The organism is Paraeggerthella hongkongensis (assembly GCF_003726035.1).
Lineage (GTDB): Bacteria > Actinomycetota > Coriobacteriia > Coriobacteriales > Eggerthellaceae > Paraeggerthella > Paraeggerthella hongkongensis.
On record NZ_QICD01000006.1, the window covers coordinates 1 to 15,586 of the forward strand.

Annotated in this window: 18 protein-coding genes; 14 read left to right on the forward strand and 4 right to left on the reverse strand. The window is 55.2% G+C overall.

Going from position 1 to position 15,586, the window contains the following annotated elements; genetic code table 11:
• Positions 1-714: 714 nt before the first annotated feature.
• The 8 genes from DMP08_RS04575 (at position 715) to DMP08_RS12725 (ending at position 4,970) form a co-directional block, all read left to right on the forward strand.
• Positions 715-1,032 (forward strand): ArsR/SmtB family transcription factor, encoded by a 318-nt coding sequence (locus DMP08_RS04575; RefSeq protein ID WP_123191881.1) that lies wholly within the window; start codon positions 715-717, stop codon positions 1,030-1,032.
• A gap of 92 nt (positions 1,033-1,124) precedes the next feature.
• Positions 1,125-2,126 carry a permease gene (locus tag DMP08_RS04580; RefSeq protein WP_211328385.1) on the forward strand — a complete coding sequence of 334 codons (1,002 nt, stop codon included), beginning with the start codon at positions 1,125-1,127 and terminating at the stop codon, positions 2,124-2,126.
• A 22-nt stretch (positions 2,127-2,148) separates the two neighbouring features.
• A complete protein-coding gene (locus DMP08_RS04585) occupies positions 2,149-2,445 on the forward strand; it encodes a thioredoxin family protein (protein ID WP_123191800.1) in 297 nt (98 codons plus the stop codon).
• A gap of 779 nt (positions 2,446-3,224) precedes the next feature.
• A complete protein-coding gene (locus DMP08_RS12785) occupies positions 3,225-3,362 on the forward strand; it encodes a hypothetical protein (RefSeq protein WP_161555415.1) in 138 nt (45 codons plus the stop codon).
• Between the two features lie 35 nt (positions 3,363-3,397).
• Positions 3,398-3,628, forward strand: coding sequence for a methyltransferase domain-containing protein (locus DMP08_RS12790; RefSeq protein ID WP_123191801.1), 231 nt, complete (start codon positions 3,398-3,400; stop codon positions 3,626-3,628).
• Positions 3,629-3,715: 87 nt separating this feature from the next.
• Positions 3,716-4,027 (forward strand): hypothetical protein, encoded by a 312-nt coding sequence (locus DMP08_RS04595; protein WP_148042324.1) that lies wholly within the window; start codon positions 3,716-3,718, stop codon positions 4,025-4,027.
• The gene (locus DMP08_RS12720; RefSeq protein ID WP_123191803.1) at positions 4,024-4,434 is read left to right on the forward strand and encodes a phosphotransferase family protein; all 411 of its coding nucleotides are present in this window, start codon (positions 4,024-4,026) and stop codon (positions 4,432-4,434) included. Before DMP08_RS04595 ends, DMP08_RS12720 begins: the two co-directional genes overlap by 4 nt.
• Positions 4,435-4,490: 56 nt before the next feature.
• A complete protein-coding gene (locus tag DMP08_RS12725) occupies positions 4,491-4,970 on the forward strand; it encodes a phosphotransferase family protein (protein ID WP_337959666.1) in 480 nt (159 codons plus the stop codon).
• A gap of 489 nt (positions 4,971-5,459) precedes the next feature.
• Here DMP08_RS12725 and DMP08_RS12615 read toward each other — a convergent pair whose 3' ends face one another.
• From DMP08_RS12615 to DMP08_RS04620, 3 genes are all read right to left on the reverse strand, one after another.
• On the reverse strand, positions 5,460-5,672 hold the full coding sequence (locus DMP08_RS12615) for a DUF4143 domain-containing protein (RefSeq protein ID WP_337959665.1): 213 nt from the start codon (positions 5,670-5,672) through the stop codon (positions 5,460-5,462).
• A gap of 353 nt (positions 5,673-6,025) precedes the next feature.
• The gene (locus tag DMP08_RS04615) at positions 6,026-6,577 is read right to left on the reverse strand and encodes an IbrB-like domain-containing protein (RefSeq protein WP_123191805.1); all 552 of its coding nucleotides are present in this window, start codon (positions 6,575-6,577) and stop codon (positions 6,026-6,028) included.
• A complete protein-coding gene (locus DMP08_RS04620; RefSeq protein ID WP_123191883.1) occupies positions 6,555-7,880 on the reverse strand; it encodes a DUF3440 domain-containing protein in 1,326 nt (441 codons plus the stop codon). The genes DMP08_RS04615 and DMP08_RS04620 overlap by 23 nt, the downstream gene beginning before the upstream one ends.
• Positions 7,881-8,780: 900 nt before the next feature.
• Between DMP08_RS04620 and DMP08_RS04630 the strand changes: the two genes are divergently transcribed.
• Positions 8,781-11,225 (forward strand): leucine-rich repeat domain-containing protein, encoded by a 2,445-nt coding sequence (locus DMP08_RS04630; RefSeq protein WP_161555416.1) that lies wholly within the window; start codon positions 8,781-8,783, stop codon positions 11,223-11,225.
• An 811-nt stretch (positions 11,226-12,036) separates the two neighbouring features.
• The gene (locus tag DMP08_RS04635; protein WP_123191808.1) at positions 12,037-12,336 is read left to right on the forward strand and encodes a LysR family transcriptional regulator; all 300 of its coding nucleotides are present in this window, start codon (positions 12,037-12,039) and stop codon (positions 12,334-12,336) included.
• A 208-nt stretch (positions 12,337-12,544) separates the two neighbouring features.
• Here the strand turns inward: DMP08_RS04635 and DMP08_RS04640 are convergent, their stop codons facing one another.
• Positions 12,545-13,087: an IS66 family transposase gene (locus tag DMP08_RS04640; protein WP_123191809.1), complete on the reverse strand. Its 543-nt coding sequence runs from the start codon at positions 13,085-13,087 to the stop codon at positions 12,545-12,547.
• Positions 13,088-13,493: 406 nt separating this feature from the next.
• Between DMP08_RS04640 and DMP08_RS04645 the strand changes: the two genes are divergently transcribed.
• From DMP08_RS04645 to DMP08_RS04660, 4 genes are all read left to right on the forward strand, one after another.
• Positions 13,494-13,712 (forward strand): helix-turn-helix domain-containing protein, encoded by a 219-nt coding sequence (locus tag DMP08_RS04645; protein ID WP_161555418.1) that lies wholly within the window; start codon positions 13,494-13,496, stop codon positions 13,710-13,712.
• 138 nt (positions 13,713-13,850) lie between these two features.
• The gene (locus DMP08_RS04650) at positions 13,851-14,120 is read left to right on the forward strand and encodes a helix-turn-helix domain-containing protein (protein WP_123191811.1); all 270 of its coding nucleotides are present in this window, start codon (positions 13,851-13,853) and stop codon (positions 14,118-14,120) included.
• The gene (locus tag DMP08_RS04655; RefSeq protein ID WP_123191812.1) at positions 14,117-14,611 is read left to right on the forward strand and encodes a hypothetical protein; all 495 of its coding nucleotides are present in this window, start codon (positions 14,117-14,119) and stop codon (positions 14,609-14,611) included. The genes DMP08_RS04650 and DMP08_RS04655 overlap by 4 nt, the downstream gene beginning before the upstream one ends.
• Positions 14,601-15,386, forward strand: coding sequence for an ATP-binding protein (locus DMP08_RS04660; protein WP_123191813.1), 786 nt, complete (start codon positions 14,601-14,603; stop codon positions 15,384-15,386). The genes DMP08_RS04655 and DMP08_RS04660 overlap by 11 nt, the downstream gene beginning before the upstream one ends.
• Positions 15,387-15,586: the final 200 nt, after the last annotated feature.

Sequence of the window (15,586 nt, forward strand, 5' to 3'; positions counted from 1 at the left end):
GAATGACGAGTATGCGAGTCAAATCAATATGTTGTGGTGTACCGATAGAGCGTAATGATGTACCGGTAGCCCCGTAACGGGTGCCGGTGAAATTTGGAACGATGTACCGATTTACCTGTAATAATCACTTGGCTTGCTAATAGATGAGACGGATGATAAACACCCAGCTCAGAGGCCTATCTACTCCCACTCGATAAGATTAATTTGACCTAGGTGCTCTGTGGTGCAGCTGGTGGTGTCTTGTGTCGCACAGTGAACTGAAATCGCCGAAAACGGCCGTTTCGGGTGGTCTCAAAGTAGTCTCAACCGACTTCGGCAGGCAGTTCAAAATCCGTCGAAAAGTGGTCTTGGCCGGCATACTGAGGTGGTCTCAACTCGCCGTGTAAGCAGGCGTTTCCATTATTCCCCATGGGTCTTGCGTTTACTCCAGGGGAATATTCCGCCCGAAAACTGCCTTTCGGGCCTCGAAACGTCGAAAACGCCCGATTTGGTCTCAATATGGTCTCAACTCATGCTCTGACCAGCGGATGTCATAGATTCCCGGGAATAAACACCAACCATAGAGGAAGGTTAGAGCCATCATCCTGTTCCTGCAACCAAAGGATTCCGTAAAACTGCTCTCGATCAGTTATTTGCTGCAGTCTTCGGGTGGCTGTTGACAGATTCGCTTGGCCAGACTAACATATCAAAGTAATTTGATATGAGGAGATGAACGTGGAGAACGAATACGAAAAGAACGCGCGCGTCTTCAAGGCCTTCTGTAACGAATACCGCCTGCAGATCCTCGAACGTCTGCGCACGGGCGAGAAGTGCGCGTGCGACCTGCAGGAGCACATCGATATCACTCAGTCCAACCTTTCGCACCACATGAAGGTCCTCTGCCAGTCGGGCGTGGTGGAGTCGTGGCAGGTGGGTAAGTGGACGCACTACCGTATCAGCGAGAAAGGCCGTGCCGACGCGATGGCGCTGATCGACCGGTTGACCCAAGTCGATGCGGGTGCATCGGATTGTTCGAAGGGTCACTGTAGTTAGGGCCATGCCACAAGGATGGGGGGAACAGCCGCACAAGCGGCTTTTCTTAAAGGACACATATCAATTTTTATTGATATGAGAAGGGGCGCACAATGTTTGAAGCTATCAACAACGCACTGCTGAAGATGACGTGGCTGAACGACTTCTTCGGCTGGCTGCTCACGCAGGCGGGACTCGACGTCGAAGGCCGCGTGGGCGGCAGCATCCTCTTCTTCTGCTACGACACCGTGAAGATCGCCATCCTGCTGGTGGTCGTAATCTTCCTGATAAGCTACATCCAGAGCTACTTCCCACCCGAGCGCACGCGCCGCATCCTCGGGCACATGCACGGCATCTGGGCCAATATCGTGGGCGCCCTCATGGGAACCGTCACCCCGTTCTGCTCCTGCTCGTCCATCCCGCTCTTCATCGGCTTCACGAAGGCAGGACTTCCCGTGGGTGTGACCTTTTCGTTTCTCATATCGAGTCCCATGGTGGACCTGGCCTCGCTCATCCTGCTCGCCAGTGTTTTCAACTGGAAGATAGCTATCGCTTACGTGGTGCTTGGGTTGGTTGTCGCCGTGGTAGGTGGGTCGCTTATGGACCGAATGCACCTAGAGGGCGAGATACCCGCGTTCGTGCGTGAAGGAACGCTTGTGGAGACTGACGAGCATAAGTCCGCGCTTACTCGACGCAATCGCATTGCCTACGCGTGGGGGCAGGTCGGCCAGATCGTTGGAAAGGTGTGGCCCTATGTGCTGATCGGAGTTGGAGTTGGGGCCCTCATCCACAACTGGATTCCCACCGAGGTCATCCAAGCGATCCTCGGCGACAACAACCCCTTCTCGGTCATCCTCGCCACACTCCTCGGCGCGCCCGTCTACGCCGACATCTTCGGCACGCTGCCCATTGCCGAGGCGCTTGTGATCAAAGGCGTAGGGGTAGGCACCGTCGTTTCGTTCATGATGAGCGTGACCGTGCTCTCGATCCCCTCTCTCGTTATGCTGAAGAAGGTTGTATCCGGAAAGCTCATGGGCATATTCATCGGCGTCGTCATCGTCGGTGTAGTTATATGCGGTTATGCATTGAACGCGTTCGGGATGTTTCTCGTCTAGAGGGACAGAAAAGGAGGAAGAAATGGAAGAAAAGAAGATTGTGGTATACGGGATGGGCTGTAAGAAGTGTGAGCAGTTGCATGCCAACGCGCTTGAGGCCGCACATCAGATAGGGGTTCCTACGAGAGTGGAGTACATTACCGATGTCGCCATCGTAGCTTCGGCCGGTATTATGAGCACTCCTGCGCTTGCGATTGACGGCAAGGTGGTCTCAAGTGGCAGCGTGCTTGCTCCCGAGGCGATTGCTGAATTGATAGAGAAAGCTTTGGATGGCGGAAATCCATCTGGCGGTGCGTGCTCATGCGGTGGTCGCTGTTAAGCATGAGATACCATCAGCGTTGTTGCCCTGGATAGCATTGCGCTGTTGTCGAGCTACTATTTTGAACCGGAACCCAAGGATAAACAGGGAGCACCTTGCAAAACAGGGTGCTCCCCGGGCAATGTATGGCTGCGACTGTTCCAAGTGGCCGCTAGGTAAGGTGCAAGCCTCCCGTTACCACTCTCGCCATTCCTGCTCGATAAGAGGAATTTGGTCTGCATGCGCTGTGGTGCAGCTGGTGGCATCTCGTGTCACACAGTGAACTGAAATCGCCGAAAACGGCCGTTCCGGGTAGTCTCAAAGTGGTCTCAGCCGATTTTTACGTGCAGTTCAAATTCCGCTGGAAAGTGGTCTCAATCCGCACTCTAGGGTGGCCTCAACTTCCTGTTTGAGCAGGCATTTCCATTGTTCTCCGTGGGTCTTGCGTTTACTCCAAGGGAATAATCCGCCCGAAAGCAGTTCCGGAGGCCTCGAAAAGCCGAAAACGCCCGATTTGGTCTCAATATGGTTTCGACTCATGCCCTGACCTGCAGATGTCATAGATTCCCGGGAATAAACGCCGAGATGCAATTCAGCAGCCAGTCGGGTCTTGTCTCTTCGCTCAAAATGCCTCATGAAAGGATGCCCGATGATAATCAAGTCGTATTTCGGTTATCATACGCTCTCAACGAGAATCATGCCTGACTGGAGAAACTTATGTCCGAGAGCATCGTCTATCCGGCACGGAAAACGAATTGCGGCTTCGTACGATTCCGTGAGACCAACAGGAAGGTTATGTGATGAGTGGAGCCAGAGACGGTTACGCCGAGGCTCTTGACGAGTTCTATCCGTTTTCCACGAGGGGAGCCGCTGGCCGGGGAACAGGAGCCATCAGCTCGAGCGGCGGACGACGAGCGTCTACCTGCGGAAAATCCTGAAACCGAACGGCCGCATACTCGACTGCTGCGCGGGGATGGGCGCCTACTACTTCGACCTCGCGAGGCTTGGTCACCGCGTCGTCGCAGGCGACATGGCCCGGTGCAACGTCGAAGCCCCGGAATCCCACCCAGATGCATGCCTCCTTGAGAGCATCATGCGTCTTGATGCCTGCGACCTCTCCGACTTTTCCGATGGCTCTTTCGATGCGGCGCTTATCCTCGGTGCGCTCTATCACCTGACCGATGCCTCCGACCGTACCCGTTAGCTCTCCAAGGCAGCCCGCTTGGCCAGACCGCAGGGACGTGTTTTTATTGCCTATCTCAACCGACATGGCTGTTTCCAGAGCAACTTCATGAAACACCTCGATGGCATCGACTCCATTGTCGACCAATTTTATGGCGGGTTTAAAAAGGTGTTCTACCGCACGACGCCGAAGGAGGCGGAGGTGGCGTGTCGATTTGCGGGACTCGTCCCGCAGTTTCACGTGTCGGCGGATGGCCTCGCCCATGCGTATCCCGACAAACTGGGATCCCTGAGCGAGGAGCAGTACGAGAAGTTCTGCGCTTGGCACCTTGAGATCTGCGAGGACCTGACCGTATTGGGTAGCAGCGTCCACGGACTTATCGTATGTGAGAAGCCCTGTGAGGGGATTAAAGTAAAGTGACGGATTTTGATATTCTCGCTGGCGTACCTGAGCTTGCCGACGCAATCGACATCGTTCTCGTCAACAAGGGCTTCTCGACCGACGCGAAGTTTCGCATCGTTCTTGGAGATGGGGCGACGTATATGTTGCGGGTATCCGATGTGGGCGATTATGATAAGAAGCTGTTCCAATACAACGGCCTGGCACACGCAGTGGAGGCCGGCATCCCAGCACCAAGACCGATCTCGTTCGGGTTCTGCGACGGCGGGATGCGATGCTACATGCTGCTCACCTGGGTCGAAGGAGAAGACCTCCGGGAGGCGCTCGCGTCCGCACCCGTCGCCGACCAGCGTTCTCTTGGAGTGAAGGCCGGCAAACTGCTTAAAGCGCTTCACCGTATTCCATGCCAGCCTTTGCACGCAAGCTGAGAGAGCGTCTTCCTGAGCCAGGTTGAAAAAGGAGGGCGGCCCTCGACAAGATCGGCATCGACCTGCCCGAGCGCAACGCCTTCCTCAGATGCGTCGAGCGCGCCCGTCCTCTGCTTCCCTCACGCCCCGTGGGATTCTGTCACGGCGACTACCATGTGGGCAACCTTCTCCTCGGCTCTGACGGCGAGCTTGCGGTAATCGACTTCGACCGCAGCAGGACTGCCGACCCGTGGGACGACCACAAGCGAGTTGTGTGGGACGTCGAAGCATCTCCGGCTTTCGCGTCGGGCAGAATCGACGGCTACTTCGACGGCGATGTGCCGGACGAGTTCTGGGCGTTGCTCGCAGCGTACTGCGCGAGCAACGCGATCGGCTCCATTGCGTGGGCGGTTCACTTCGGCGAGGAACAGGTTGAGCATCATCTTCGACAAACACGCGACATCTTCGAATCCTACAACGAAATGGAGCACGTTATCTCAAAATGGTACGCTCCATCATCGCACGACATGCGGCGCGACATAGCGAGAACTTCGTAGAGCAGGTTAGTCCGGTGAAAGGATTGCGATAACAGATGAAACGCTTTATACCTCTGGGATAACTGACCGTCCATGATGAACCGTCGCCTGGGCAGGTTGGTGCTGTAATGTGTTTCCATACTCAGTGTCTTCCAGCATTGCGACAGCATGCCAACAAAGTCTATATCCTATTTTTTCATTAGTATAATCTCACGTCAAAAATTGGTTAAGCGTCGATTTGAGCATTGTTCAGTCCACCTTATCAAGCAATCCGCGTCCCTCAATCCCAGTTCTCCGGGTTTCCAATGGCGAAAAGAGGTACGTTGCGCATCCAATCTTGATCACGAATCCTGAAAGGCTAAAGCGCCTTGACAGGATCTCGGGGTACCGCTCATGAAATGCACGCAAGCCTTTCGACTTCCGATTTTCCTCAGCCTTTACCTCGATCGGGTAAACCGAACTACCGTACTGGACAAGGAAATCGACTTCTCTGCGTGAGTTTTCCGCGGATCAGCAATAGGGTTTGAGCTCACAGTCCGAAACCAATTGCTGGCACACGTACTGTTCAGTAAGCGCACCTTTGAACTCGGTGAAGAGAGCGTTTTCGTTGGCGAGACTGGAGGCGTCAAGCCCAGAAAGAGCACCGAGAGGGCCGATGTCGAGCGCGAAATATGTCGGCACGGTCTCGTATGTGGCGCGAAACGCCAACACTGGCACGCGCACGAGCTATTTCTATGTCTCGACGAGCGGATCTCTCACGATCTCGCTTGATCGTTTTGGAGTGTGATCGAGCGTGCCCGCCGTCGAAGAAGGTCGCGTGGCTCTTTTGTACGATGGGTTGTCTTCGCTTCTGTGCGGCATGTTTTGGCGAATCGATACTGAATCCATGAAGATACCAGGCCGGCTTTGACCAGCAATTTCGAGCATTGCTTGCGTCGGTCAAAAGCGAATGCGGCGATGCAGCGAAGGAACCCCAGGTGGCAGCTTAAATGTCAGGGCAAGCTAAGATCAGATGATGAAAGGGGAGGGGTTCGCGGCGCTATCGAGTGGGGCTTGGCTTAAAATAATGTGCGGGGCTATGGATCTTGTCTGGGTATCCATGACGAACCGAACTCTGAGTCTTTGAACAGGGCCGCCAAGCCGGTTATTTGCTTAAGGCGCAGGATCTCGTCGCGATCCATGCCCAAATGCTTAGAGATCCAAGCGTCGGATCGGCCTAAATCGTGAAGATCTGCGACGATTTTGCTCATGAGGTCTACATTATGCGATCCTCTTGCGCGGTTGTGGCGGATCGTACTGGCCATCCGACAATCGATGGGCTTGTCGATTACGGATACGGGAAGCATGCCGTTTTCCCTTTCCCGTATGTCGGGATGCTCTAGCATGACGCGATAACGATGGAAGCCGTCCACAACGACGTATCTGTCGTTCTCCCTATCGACATAGCATACAATGGGCATGGTGTAACCGTCCTCCTTGATGCTGTCGTAGAGCAGTTCCAGTTCGGGAGGAGCTACGGCGTTTGGGTTGTATGTGTTGGCCTTCACTTTTTCGATTGGCACGGCAATGACATCATAAACCGGGCTTCGACGATCCGGTGGCACTTTATCTTCCGATAATCTTTCCATACTCACTCCTCAACGAATCAACGTGCCGCCTGCGCTCCCTTGTCAGGCCGAACCCCATGGTGCTGCACGTGTGGTCGTTCCTCAATATGCAGTAGCACATCCTTTTCCAACTGGGGATATCCCGGGTTGACTTAACGTCGTCGGTGTGATCTGGCAGTTCGCCTTCGAATACGATGCGTGAATTTTTTTTGAGCGTATAGTTAGAAAAGCCGTTGCGGTGAATGTGGTAGCCTCGTTCTAAGAGCTCCGATATGACCCCTTCGTCGAGGCCGCCTCCTGTTTCATACCAGAAACGGATAGACGTTTTGAATTTTTGTATGTAAGATTTTCGAAGGTTTTCTGGGAGTGTTTCTAGCAGGAAGAACGTAAAGGACTTCCATGTGTGTCCTTCGGGCAGGGCCAGCCTTCCGTAGCCTAGTGCTTTGGTTCGACAGTAGATCGATCCGAAGTTCGCGCCTTGGACGCGCCCGACCAGCTTCGCCCATATGTATGGGTCGATCACGCGGTAGAGATTCAAGCTGTCTTTTGCGGAGTCGCCGAACGGAGATGCGACCCTCATCTGGTCAGGGGTCAGGCCGGCCATGTGATACAGGTCGTACAGATGATTGTAGTCGTAGCCAAAAAGCGCATTCGCGTGCCAGACGTCACTGACCGTCCAGTCGTACAATGGGCTTGCGCTCCATACGTCTTTAAATTGGCGAGTGATCCAGCATTCGCCTCGGTACCCATATTTTTTATTGAGGATTCCGCTGTAGCGATGAAGCGACTCGTCTGTCCGGATCCCTAGGAGGCATACGGTTTTTCCTCCGCCGCAGATCTTTTTGTACCAGCGGGCGAATTGTTTGGCGAGATCCTCCTGGTGCATTTTATAGCGGTACGTTTCAATGGGGTTCCTGCCCATTCTGATCACATAGCGGCGTTTCGGCATCGGCCGTACCCAGATGTCCTCCTTTTGGTCGTCCCAGGGGTACCAAAACATCTCATAACTTCCGAGGGCCGTCCTTGTGGCCATGGGGAGGCACACCCAGTAAGGTTGAACCCTTGCCTCGGCTTCGATCCTGTCGAACGTTCTCTCAACGTACTCCGTTGTGGCAGTGTACTGGGCTTCGAAGTCTTGATGGAATACGCCGACCGTCCTTTCCGGGCAGTGTCGTCTCCGGAAGTCCAAAAGCAGATCGAGGAGAAGCCCGCTGTCCTTGCCTCCGGAGAACGAAACGAAGACGTTGTCGAACTCCCGAAACACGAAGCCCAGCCTTTGCTGTAGTGCGTTGTAGACGTTTTGGTCGGTATATTGCTTGATCATGGCCCACCCCTGCATCGTCCTAGCCGTAAGGCGACTCATTCGGGTGACGAGCAATCGGTGATTTGCTTCATCAACCATCTTTTCTAAAAATAACCTTAACTGCGATTCGCGGCTCTCTTGTTAATTATACTCGAAGAAAAACAATGCAAGCGCTTGCGGCGCGAGAATGGAGAACGGAAGGAGGTTTTACCCGAGAAAAAAGAGGCTGGCCCGCTGGCTGCGCGTGGGTGCCCCGAGATCCTGCCGAGGCGCTTCAAAGCGTGTCGCCGGAAGAGGCGTTCGCTGATCGCGGTCCGGATTCGCGTGCGCCCACCTTCAGAAGGTGGTTCTTGAGTGCTCGTGCATCGATCCTGGTCGAGCTGTGGTTCTAAAGCTCTGCCCGCATGCTGGGCGCGATCGGCGGAGCTGTTGCTCTCGATTGTGCTGAACGATGCAGCGCGCTCCCACTAAGCGTGCGATCGTTGGGATTTTTGGTTATCAAGCCTAATGAGCGGGCGAGCCGCAGGTTTCCGTCCCGGAAGGCGGAATTATACGTAAATATCGTTTGCTTCAACCTGAGGTTGAAACAAAAGGCCAGATCAAACATTATCCTAGTATATGAATAGACTTTTAGAGGACGAGCGTATATTATTCGGGCATCTTAAAGTTTTTCACGCCCCGCACGGTTTTTGCGGTGCCGGGCGTGAGATGTTTTGACGAGGAGTAGAAGAAATGACGGTTTCACCCCCCCCCCCCCCGATTTCCTTGCCTCGGTCCCTCTCCGCTTTGCTGCTGAAGGTCGTTTTGCTGGCCTGCATACCTGTTTTTCTCGGATCGACGTTCGGGATGGTATCGCAGGCTTTCGGGTCGGAGCCCGTTCAGGTTCCCCAGGAGGCCCTTGTAGTTTCTTGGTCGGGGGAGGTGACGGGCATCGACAGCGTCTGGCTTTCCTCGCAAGGCGACAACCCGTCGCTCAAGGTGGCCATTCCGGCGGAGGTCGGAGGGCGCAACGTTACAAGGATCGGAAGTAACGCCTTTCGAGGAGGATCGAGCTACCGCTTGGTCGCGCTCGACATGGCGGGTGCGACCAACGTGACGAGTATTGGCAACCAAGCGTTTAGGGATTGCCGAGAGCTTGAGGGCACGGTCGATCTTTCGAATACGGCTATTTCCGAATTATCGAACTACGCTTTCAAATATTGCGTCTCCCTTCAAAAGGTAGTTCTGCCCGCATCGTTGGAAAGGATAGGGGATGGCTGTTTCGAAAGATGCTTTAGCCTCAGGGGCATCGTTTCGGAAGGCGGAGGCGACTTCTCCCTTCTCGGCTCGCTTCGCTCCATAGGAGAAACCGCCTTCTATGGGGCTTTTGCCAACGATGCGAGCGTCAAGGTAAGAATCCCTTCTTCGGTGGTGACGGTGGGAGATGCGGCGTTTCGCGAAAACAAGGGAATATCCCAGATCGTCGTCGACCGCTCGGTAAATGACGGAAGCTTGGGAGCTTATTCTCATGATGCGCTGTATGCGAACGAGAAAGCCCCGATCATTCTGCCAGACAAGCTTACTTATGATGAGGCCGCATCTTCGATGCAGGAATCCTGGGCGTATTCCTTCCCCATGGAGGTCGTGTTTCATGCTGAGAATGGAGATCTGGTTTATGAGAAGCTCGCCTCGTTTCCTCTCAGCTGGGTTAAGGATGCCTTCCCGTTAGGGTCACCCTTCTTCACAAATGACGCTTCTTGGACGCTTCCCGATTCCGGGTTGCCTGATCGCGCGGGCTATAGAGGGACATGGGCTTTGGACGGTGTGCCGATCGCCGTGGATTGGAGGCTGCCCATGTCGTTTGAGCGTGTGGAACTGCAGCCAGCTTACGCTGCCGAGAATCCTACGGTTAAAGGATCGGACGGTTCTTCCGGTCAGTCGATATTCCCCAATGTCTATTTCAGCTCGAACGTCACTTTGACGGGACCAACCCGTGCCGTTGGAGTATCGGTGGACCATCCCCTTTTGATGGAGAACGAAGGAACAAGCTTAGACCATGTTTATTTCAAGTACATCTGGTGGGATCAAGTCGGCAGCTCTCACGGACCCAGGTCGTTGGAAGAACCGGAAATCTTCTCTGCCTCTATGAGCATGCCTAAAGAGACCGAATTTGCCACCATCCCTATCTCCAGCTTGCTGCACGCTCGAACCGGAGATGACGCCTATATTGTCCAAGTGCTTGGTTATCACGTTGAAAACGGGCAAACGCGTCTGTTCTACAAATCAAACCATAACTTTTTACTTTTTAGCGATCCAGATCCAGACATAACGACGAATACGACTTTTGTTCTGAAAGTGGATGTTGAAAACGGCACGGCCTACAAGGTCGAGCACTACCGCCAGTCCCTCGACGGCTCGTACCCGTCGTCTCCCGACGAGGTCGAGAACCTGGCCGGCACGACCGGCGAGGAAGTCTCCGCCCAGGCCCGTCCCTACGAGGGCTTCTCCGTCGACGCCGCCGCGCCCGGCTCCGTCCCCTCCGGCACGGTCGCCCCCGACGGCTCGCTCGTCTTGAAGCTGCACTACTCGCGCAACGTGCACCAGCTCTCCTGGTCGACCGACGGCGACCCGCTCCAAGGGGCCTACACCTCCGGGCCCACGATGTTCGGCGCCCCGATAGCCCCGCCCGACGAGCCCACCAAGCCCGGCTTCGCCTTCGCGGGCTGGAGCCCGGCCCCCGCCGCGGCGATGCCCGACTCCGACGTCTCCTACGCCGCGACGTGGACGCCCTCCGCGGGCACGGCCTACAAGGTCGAGCACTACCGCCAGTCCCTCGACGGCTCGTACCCGTCGTCTCCCGACGAGGTCGAGAACCTGGCCGGCACGACCGGCGAGGAAGTCTCCGCCCAGGCCCGTCCCTACGAGGGCTTCTCCGTCGACGCCGCCGCGCCCGGCTCCGTCCCCTCCGGCACGGTCGCCCCCGACGGCTCGCTCGTCTTGAAGCTGCACTACTCGCGCAACGTGCACCAGCTCTCCTGGTCGACCGACGGCGACCCGCTCCAAGGGGCCTACACCTCCGGGCCCACGATGTTCGGCGCCCCGATAGCCCCGCCCGACGAGCCCACCAAGCCCGGCTTCGCCTTCGCGGGCTGGAGCCCGGCCCCCGCCGCGGCGATGCCCGACTCCGACGTCTCCTACGCCGCGACGTGGACGCCCTCCGCGGGCACGGCCTACAAGGTCGAGCGGGCGACGCTTCTTCGCACGGGAGATACGTCCTTCCCGCTTCTCGTGGCAACGATAGGTGGGTTCTCTTTGTTGATGGCGGTTTCGTTCGCTTGCTTTCTTTTTCTGGCCGTACGGACCGCGGCTAGGAAGCTAAGGAGGTAGCATTTGCGATGAGAATTTCACTTTTCGACTATTTGGTTCTCAATACGTCGGCTGATTATATATCTGATCTGAGGTTTTTGTTGGGAGAGTGTGTTCTGGTCTTGCGAAATATTGATGATCCCGATGAGTTTTCCCTCGATGACTGGAATCGTGTGGGTACATATCTTACGGGGACGCACATTTCTGAACATTCTGGCGGATTAGCTCGAAGCGAAATACTGTACTCGCTTGGCCTTAAGCTACGGTAGTGCTCTTTCTGGTGTATGCTCGGATCAAAATGCTCATGCAAATAGCAGGGACCGTAGTTGAGGGAGCGTCCATCACGGCCATCTCTTGTTCATGACAGAGTAAGGATTACGAGAGTGGCTGTCGTTGAACTTCGCAAAATCAGCTGACCCTTTTTCTGTGAGATCGGGTATTGCTTGGATTAGAAGAGTTTCGAGTGTTCCTGTAGTGATTCGCTTTTTTGTTTGACTGCGCTTTCGATGGAACTGTTTTTAGAGTGATTTCCCACGTTTGCAAAAGACGTTCTTTCATTCGTCGGATTTCTCGAAAAGCTGGCAGAAAGCTGCCGGCTCATGGTAGGAGAGGACGGTTATGGGGTAGAAGGAGATCGAGGATAGCGTGACGACGGACGTGTTCATGTTGCGGTTGCGTCGTCTTGCGAAGGTCTGATCGGCGCCTTCTAAAGCTCTGGCAGCACGTTTTGATGGAAAAAATCATCCTTTTTGCTGCGTTTCGGTATGGTTTGATTCCTTTTGCTTCGAAAAGTGCAACAGCGGTCGGATGGTCGCATTGAAGGGGGCGAGAGATGAATATCAATCATATTAAGTTCTTTGTTAAGGCTTATGAGGAGGGATCTTTTTCTGCCGCCGCCCGGGCGGGGAGAATGTCGGTGCAAAACGTCTCCAAGACTATGTTCGACCTCGAAGAGGAGATCGGCTGTCTTTTATTCGACCGCACTACTCAGGGCGTGGTTCCGACTGAAGCAGGCCGTGCGTTTTACGTTAGGGCGCAGCTTGCAGTGCGTGCATTTGATCTTTGCGAGAGGTTTTCGATCGAAGGAGGTGGGCAGGGGATTTGCCATAGAAGAATAATATCTTTACCGTAGTGCTTTGCAAGCGTCAAAAGTAGCGTGTCGTGAGAAAGGTCTCGGAGTTGTCTCGGCTGAATGCGGAAAGCTCCGAAACCTTTCTGCTTTTCGTCTTCGGGCGTTGAGGGATCGATGCCTACAATGGCATCGTCAGCCATCTCGGCAGCTTCTGCGGCTGCTTTTGGTTTTAGGTGGATATGAGCAGGCGCCGATGGTGACCATGGCATTAAGGTATCGAGAAAGTCACTACTATCAGTGTTTGAGCGTTGGGCATTGCATCTAGCAACCATTCAATGTACTTGCGAGGATTAAGCCCATTCATTTTAGCTGTGGTTACTGCTGAGTATATTCCAGTAGAAGCCTCTGTCCCACATGGTGTATCGCTGAAGAGAAAATTCTTTCTTCCTATTACGAACGGTTTGATTGCGCGCTCGGCAAGATTGTTTGTAAATTCTAGTCGACCATTATCGAATACGTTCATGGCATAAGGCCAGTGCGTTATAGCGTATGTCAGCGCTTCAGCAAGTGCCCTGCCGGGTACAGCTTCGAGCTTGCGAGCTCGTGCCCATATAAAGAGCTTTTCCATGATTGCTCGAAGATGGGCATTACGCTTTTGGAAGCGCTTTTCGGTATCCATGTCGTCGAAGTTCGATTCGATAGCAAACATCTCGTCAATTCGACGTCTTGTCTCGAGTGCGACAGAGTCCACCTCTTCAGTTTTGATGTCGCCTCCTGCAACTTTCACGATCTCCGCAAAGCGTCGACGTATGTGACTTTCTCATCCGCGACCCGAATCGAAGATGGACCGGCTCTCGGCGTGGATCGGCGTATCTATGAGACGCGTCGCAAACGACGCGTTGCAACAACGGCGTTTGCATCCCCATCGCCCGCAAAACCGACAACAGTCAAGATGATCCGGCGCTTACGCCGGTCTTGATCGGGACGCTGGAGCGCATGCCTCGCCCAAGCTGCAAATTGTGGATATTGTCAAGACCGTGATCCCAGAGACTCCTGGGGATTAGTTGCTTCTCGCCGTGTTGCGGGTTAGGCCAGATGCCGTTATACCTGCGCCACACGGTTAAACAGAAGCGCATCCGAAAGCACCCAGTTCGCTCGGATGCACCCGATGGAAGAAGGGGCTAATCCCAATGATAAGCAAGGCGCCAATCTCTGACATGCCTGATCCCCGCAAGGTCAACGACGACATCGCCGTCCCAGACCATGATTTGATGACGGCCGATGAGGTCGCGGACTATTTCAGGGTGTCAACCGGCTTCGTTTACAAGCTGGCCCGTCAGAAGCGCATCCCCGTCATCCATCTCGGCAGAAGCGTCAGGTTCAACCTCGTGGAAGTCGAGAAGGCGCTCAGCGGGCTTTCGAGACTGTCTCGCTAAGACCTGCGTGATTGGCGCGGATACAGAGATGAGCCTCGATGTGGCTAGACGAAATGCGATCGCCCTCTGCAAGGTGCGCCCTTCGGGCTGTGCCGTCGCTCCGGACGTTCTCGATCAAGCAAGAGATTGAGGGCAGCCATGAGCGATTCAGCATATAGCGCCATTCCCTTTGTCAAAACACCCGTGCCCATTCAAGACACTTACAACGCCCGCGAGACGGCGCTGCTTCTGAGCGTCGGCCTCAACCGGGTCTATGAATTGGCGAAGCGCGAGCACGATCCGCTCCCGTTGCGCTGTCTGCCGAACTATGCGCGCGGCGGCTTCGTCTTGCGCACGGAACTTCTTGCCTGGGTGGAGAGAAACGCACCGGTCCAGAGCACGAGCCGACGAAAGGCGAAGCGGACATGAAGAACGAAAGGCGCAAGCAATCGCATCGTCTTTCGTTCGTTCTCGTTCACGATTTCATGATGGTTGATTTGAAGCTCACAGGCGTGCCTTTGCTCGTCTACGCGAGGGTATTCGGCTTCTGGGCGTGCGGGAGGGTGTTCTACGAGAGTAAGGAAGGAACAGCCAGGTTCCTGAACGTGAGCGCGCGAGCGGTGTTCAGAGCCATCGGACAGCTCATAGATGCTGGCCTCATATACGACCTCGCTCCTGAGCGCGCGAAAACCGAAAGCGGACACTACTTGATAGCCGTCGAGTCGCTTCCCGCGCGCGTGCGGGAGAACCTGAACCTATACAGGAATACGGCTTATGACATGACGTCATATGAAGATGCGTCAGCAGACGCGCATCCGGCTTATGACGATTTGTTATCGGAGCATATGACAATCTGTCACCCAATAAGAAAGGTAAATAACAAACACTTCGATAAGAAAGGCGACACAGATGAAGCATGAGGAGAATCGCGGAATCATGACGCTCAGCGAAGCGAGGGAACGAGGCATCGCCTGCGATAATCCATCGCCTTGTGTCTGTGCATACTGCGGGAAGAGCCTCGAACCTCTCGGCGTCGTATTCCACGGCGGGCTTCGGCTGGTGTCGGCCGTCAAATGCGACTGCGAGGAATCTGCCGAGGCGGAAAGGCGGGCTGCCGAGCAAAGGGCGAAGGAAGCCAGGCTCGAAGAGCTCAGGCGCCTCGAATCATGCGGGATCCGACGGCGCTTCCTCGGCGCGACAATCACCCATAGGGAGAGCAACCTCTTCCTGGCACGATTCGGGGAGGAACCGGGCTGCGGGCTCTATATCTACGGCGGGGTCGGAAGGGGCAAGACGTTCGAGGCCAGCGCGCTTGCCAAGGAGTTCAGCGCAGCGGGCTACTCGGTGGTGTTCGCCACCGTGCCCGACATGCTCTCCTCCATTCAAGAGACCTTTGGCAACAACGATTCCACGATGGTGAAAACGGCGCGGTACACGACCTGCGACGTCCTCGTGCTGGACGACATGGGGAAGGAGTCGCCAAGCCAATGGGCCGTCGGCATGCTCTTCCAGATCGTCAACGCGCGTTACGAGAACCTGAAGTCGATGGTGTTCACCTCGCAGTTCGCCTTAGGCGACCTCAAGGCCCGGATGGCAAAGCGCGGCGAGGGCGAATCGGCGGAAGCGATCGCCTCCCGCATCGCGGAAACGTGCGGCATCCTTCATCTCGTAGGCCCTGACAGGAGGCTTCGATGAGGAGATTTGAAGCAGGCCGTGACCCAGGGGACCACGAAAGACTACATGGCAACCCGAGCAGCAGCGACAACGCGCGAAAGATGTATAAAGTGCAAGGACGTCGGCCTTGCCAAGGCGGCTTGGCCAAGGCGCGAAGAACGCAAAAGAAGCATGGGGCAGACGACTTTCCTCTTGCTCGAAACTGCCAAAGAAGGGGTCCG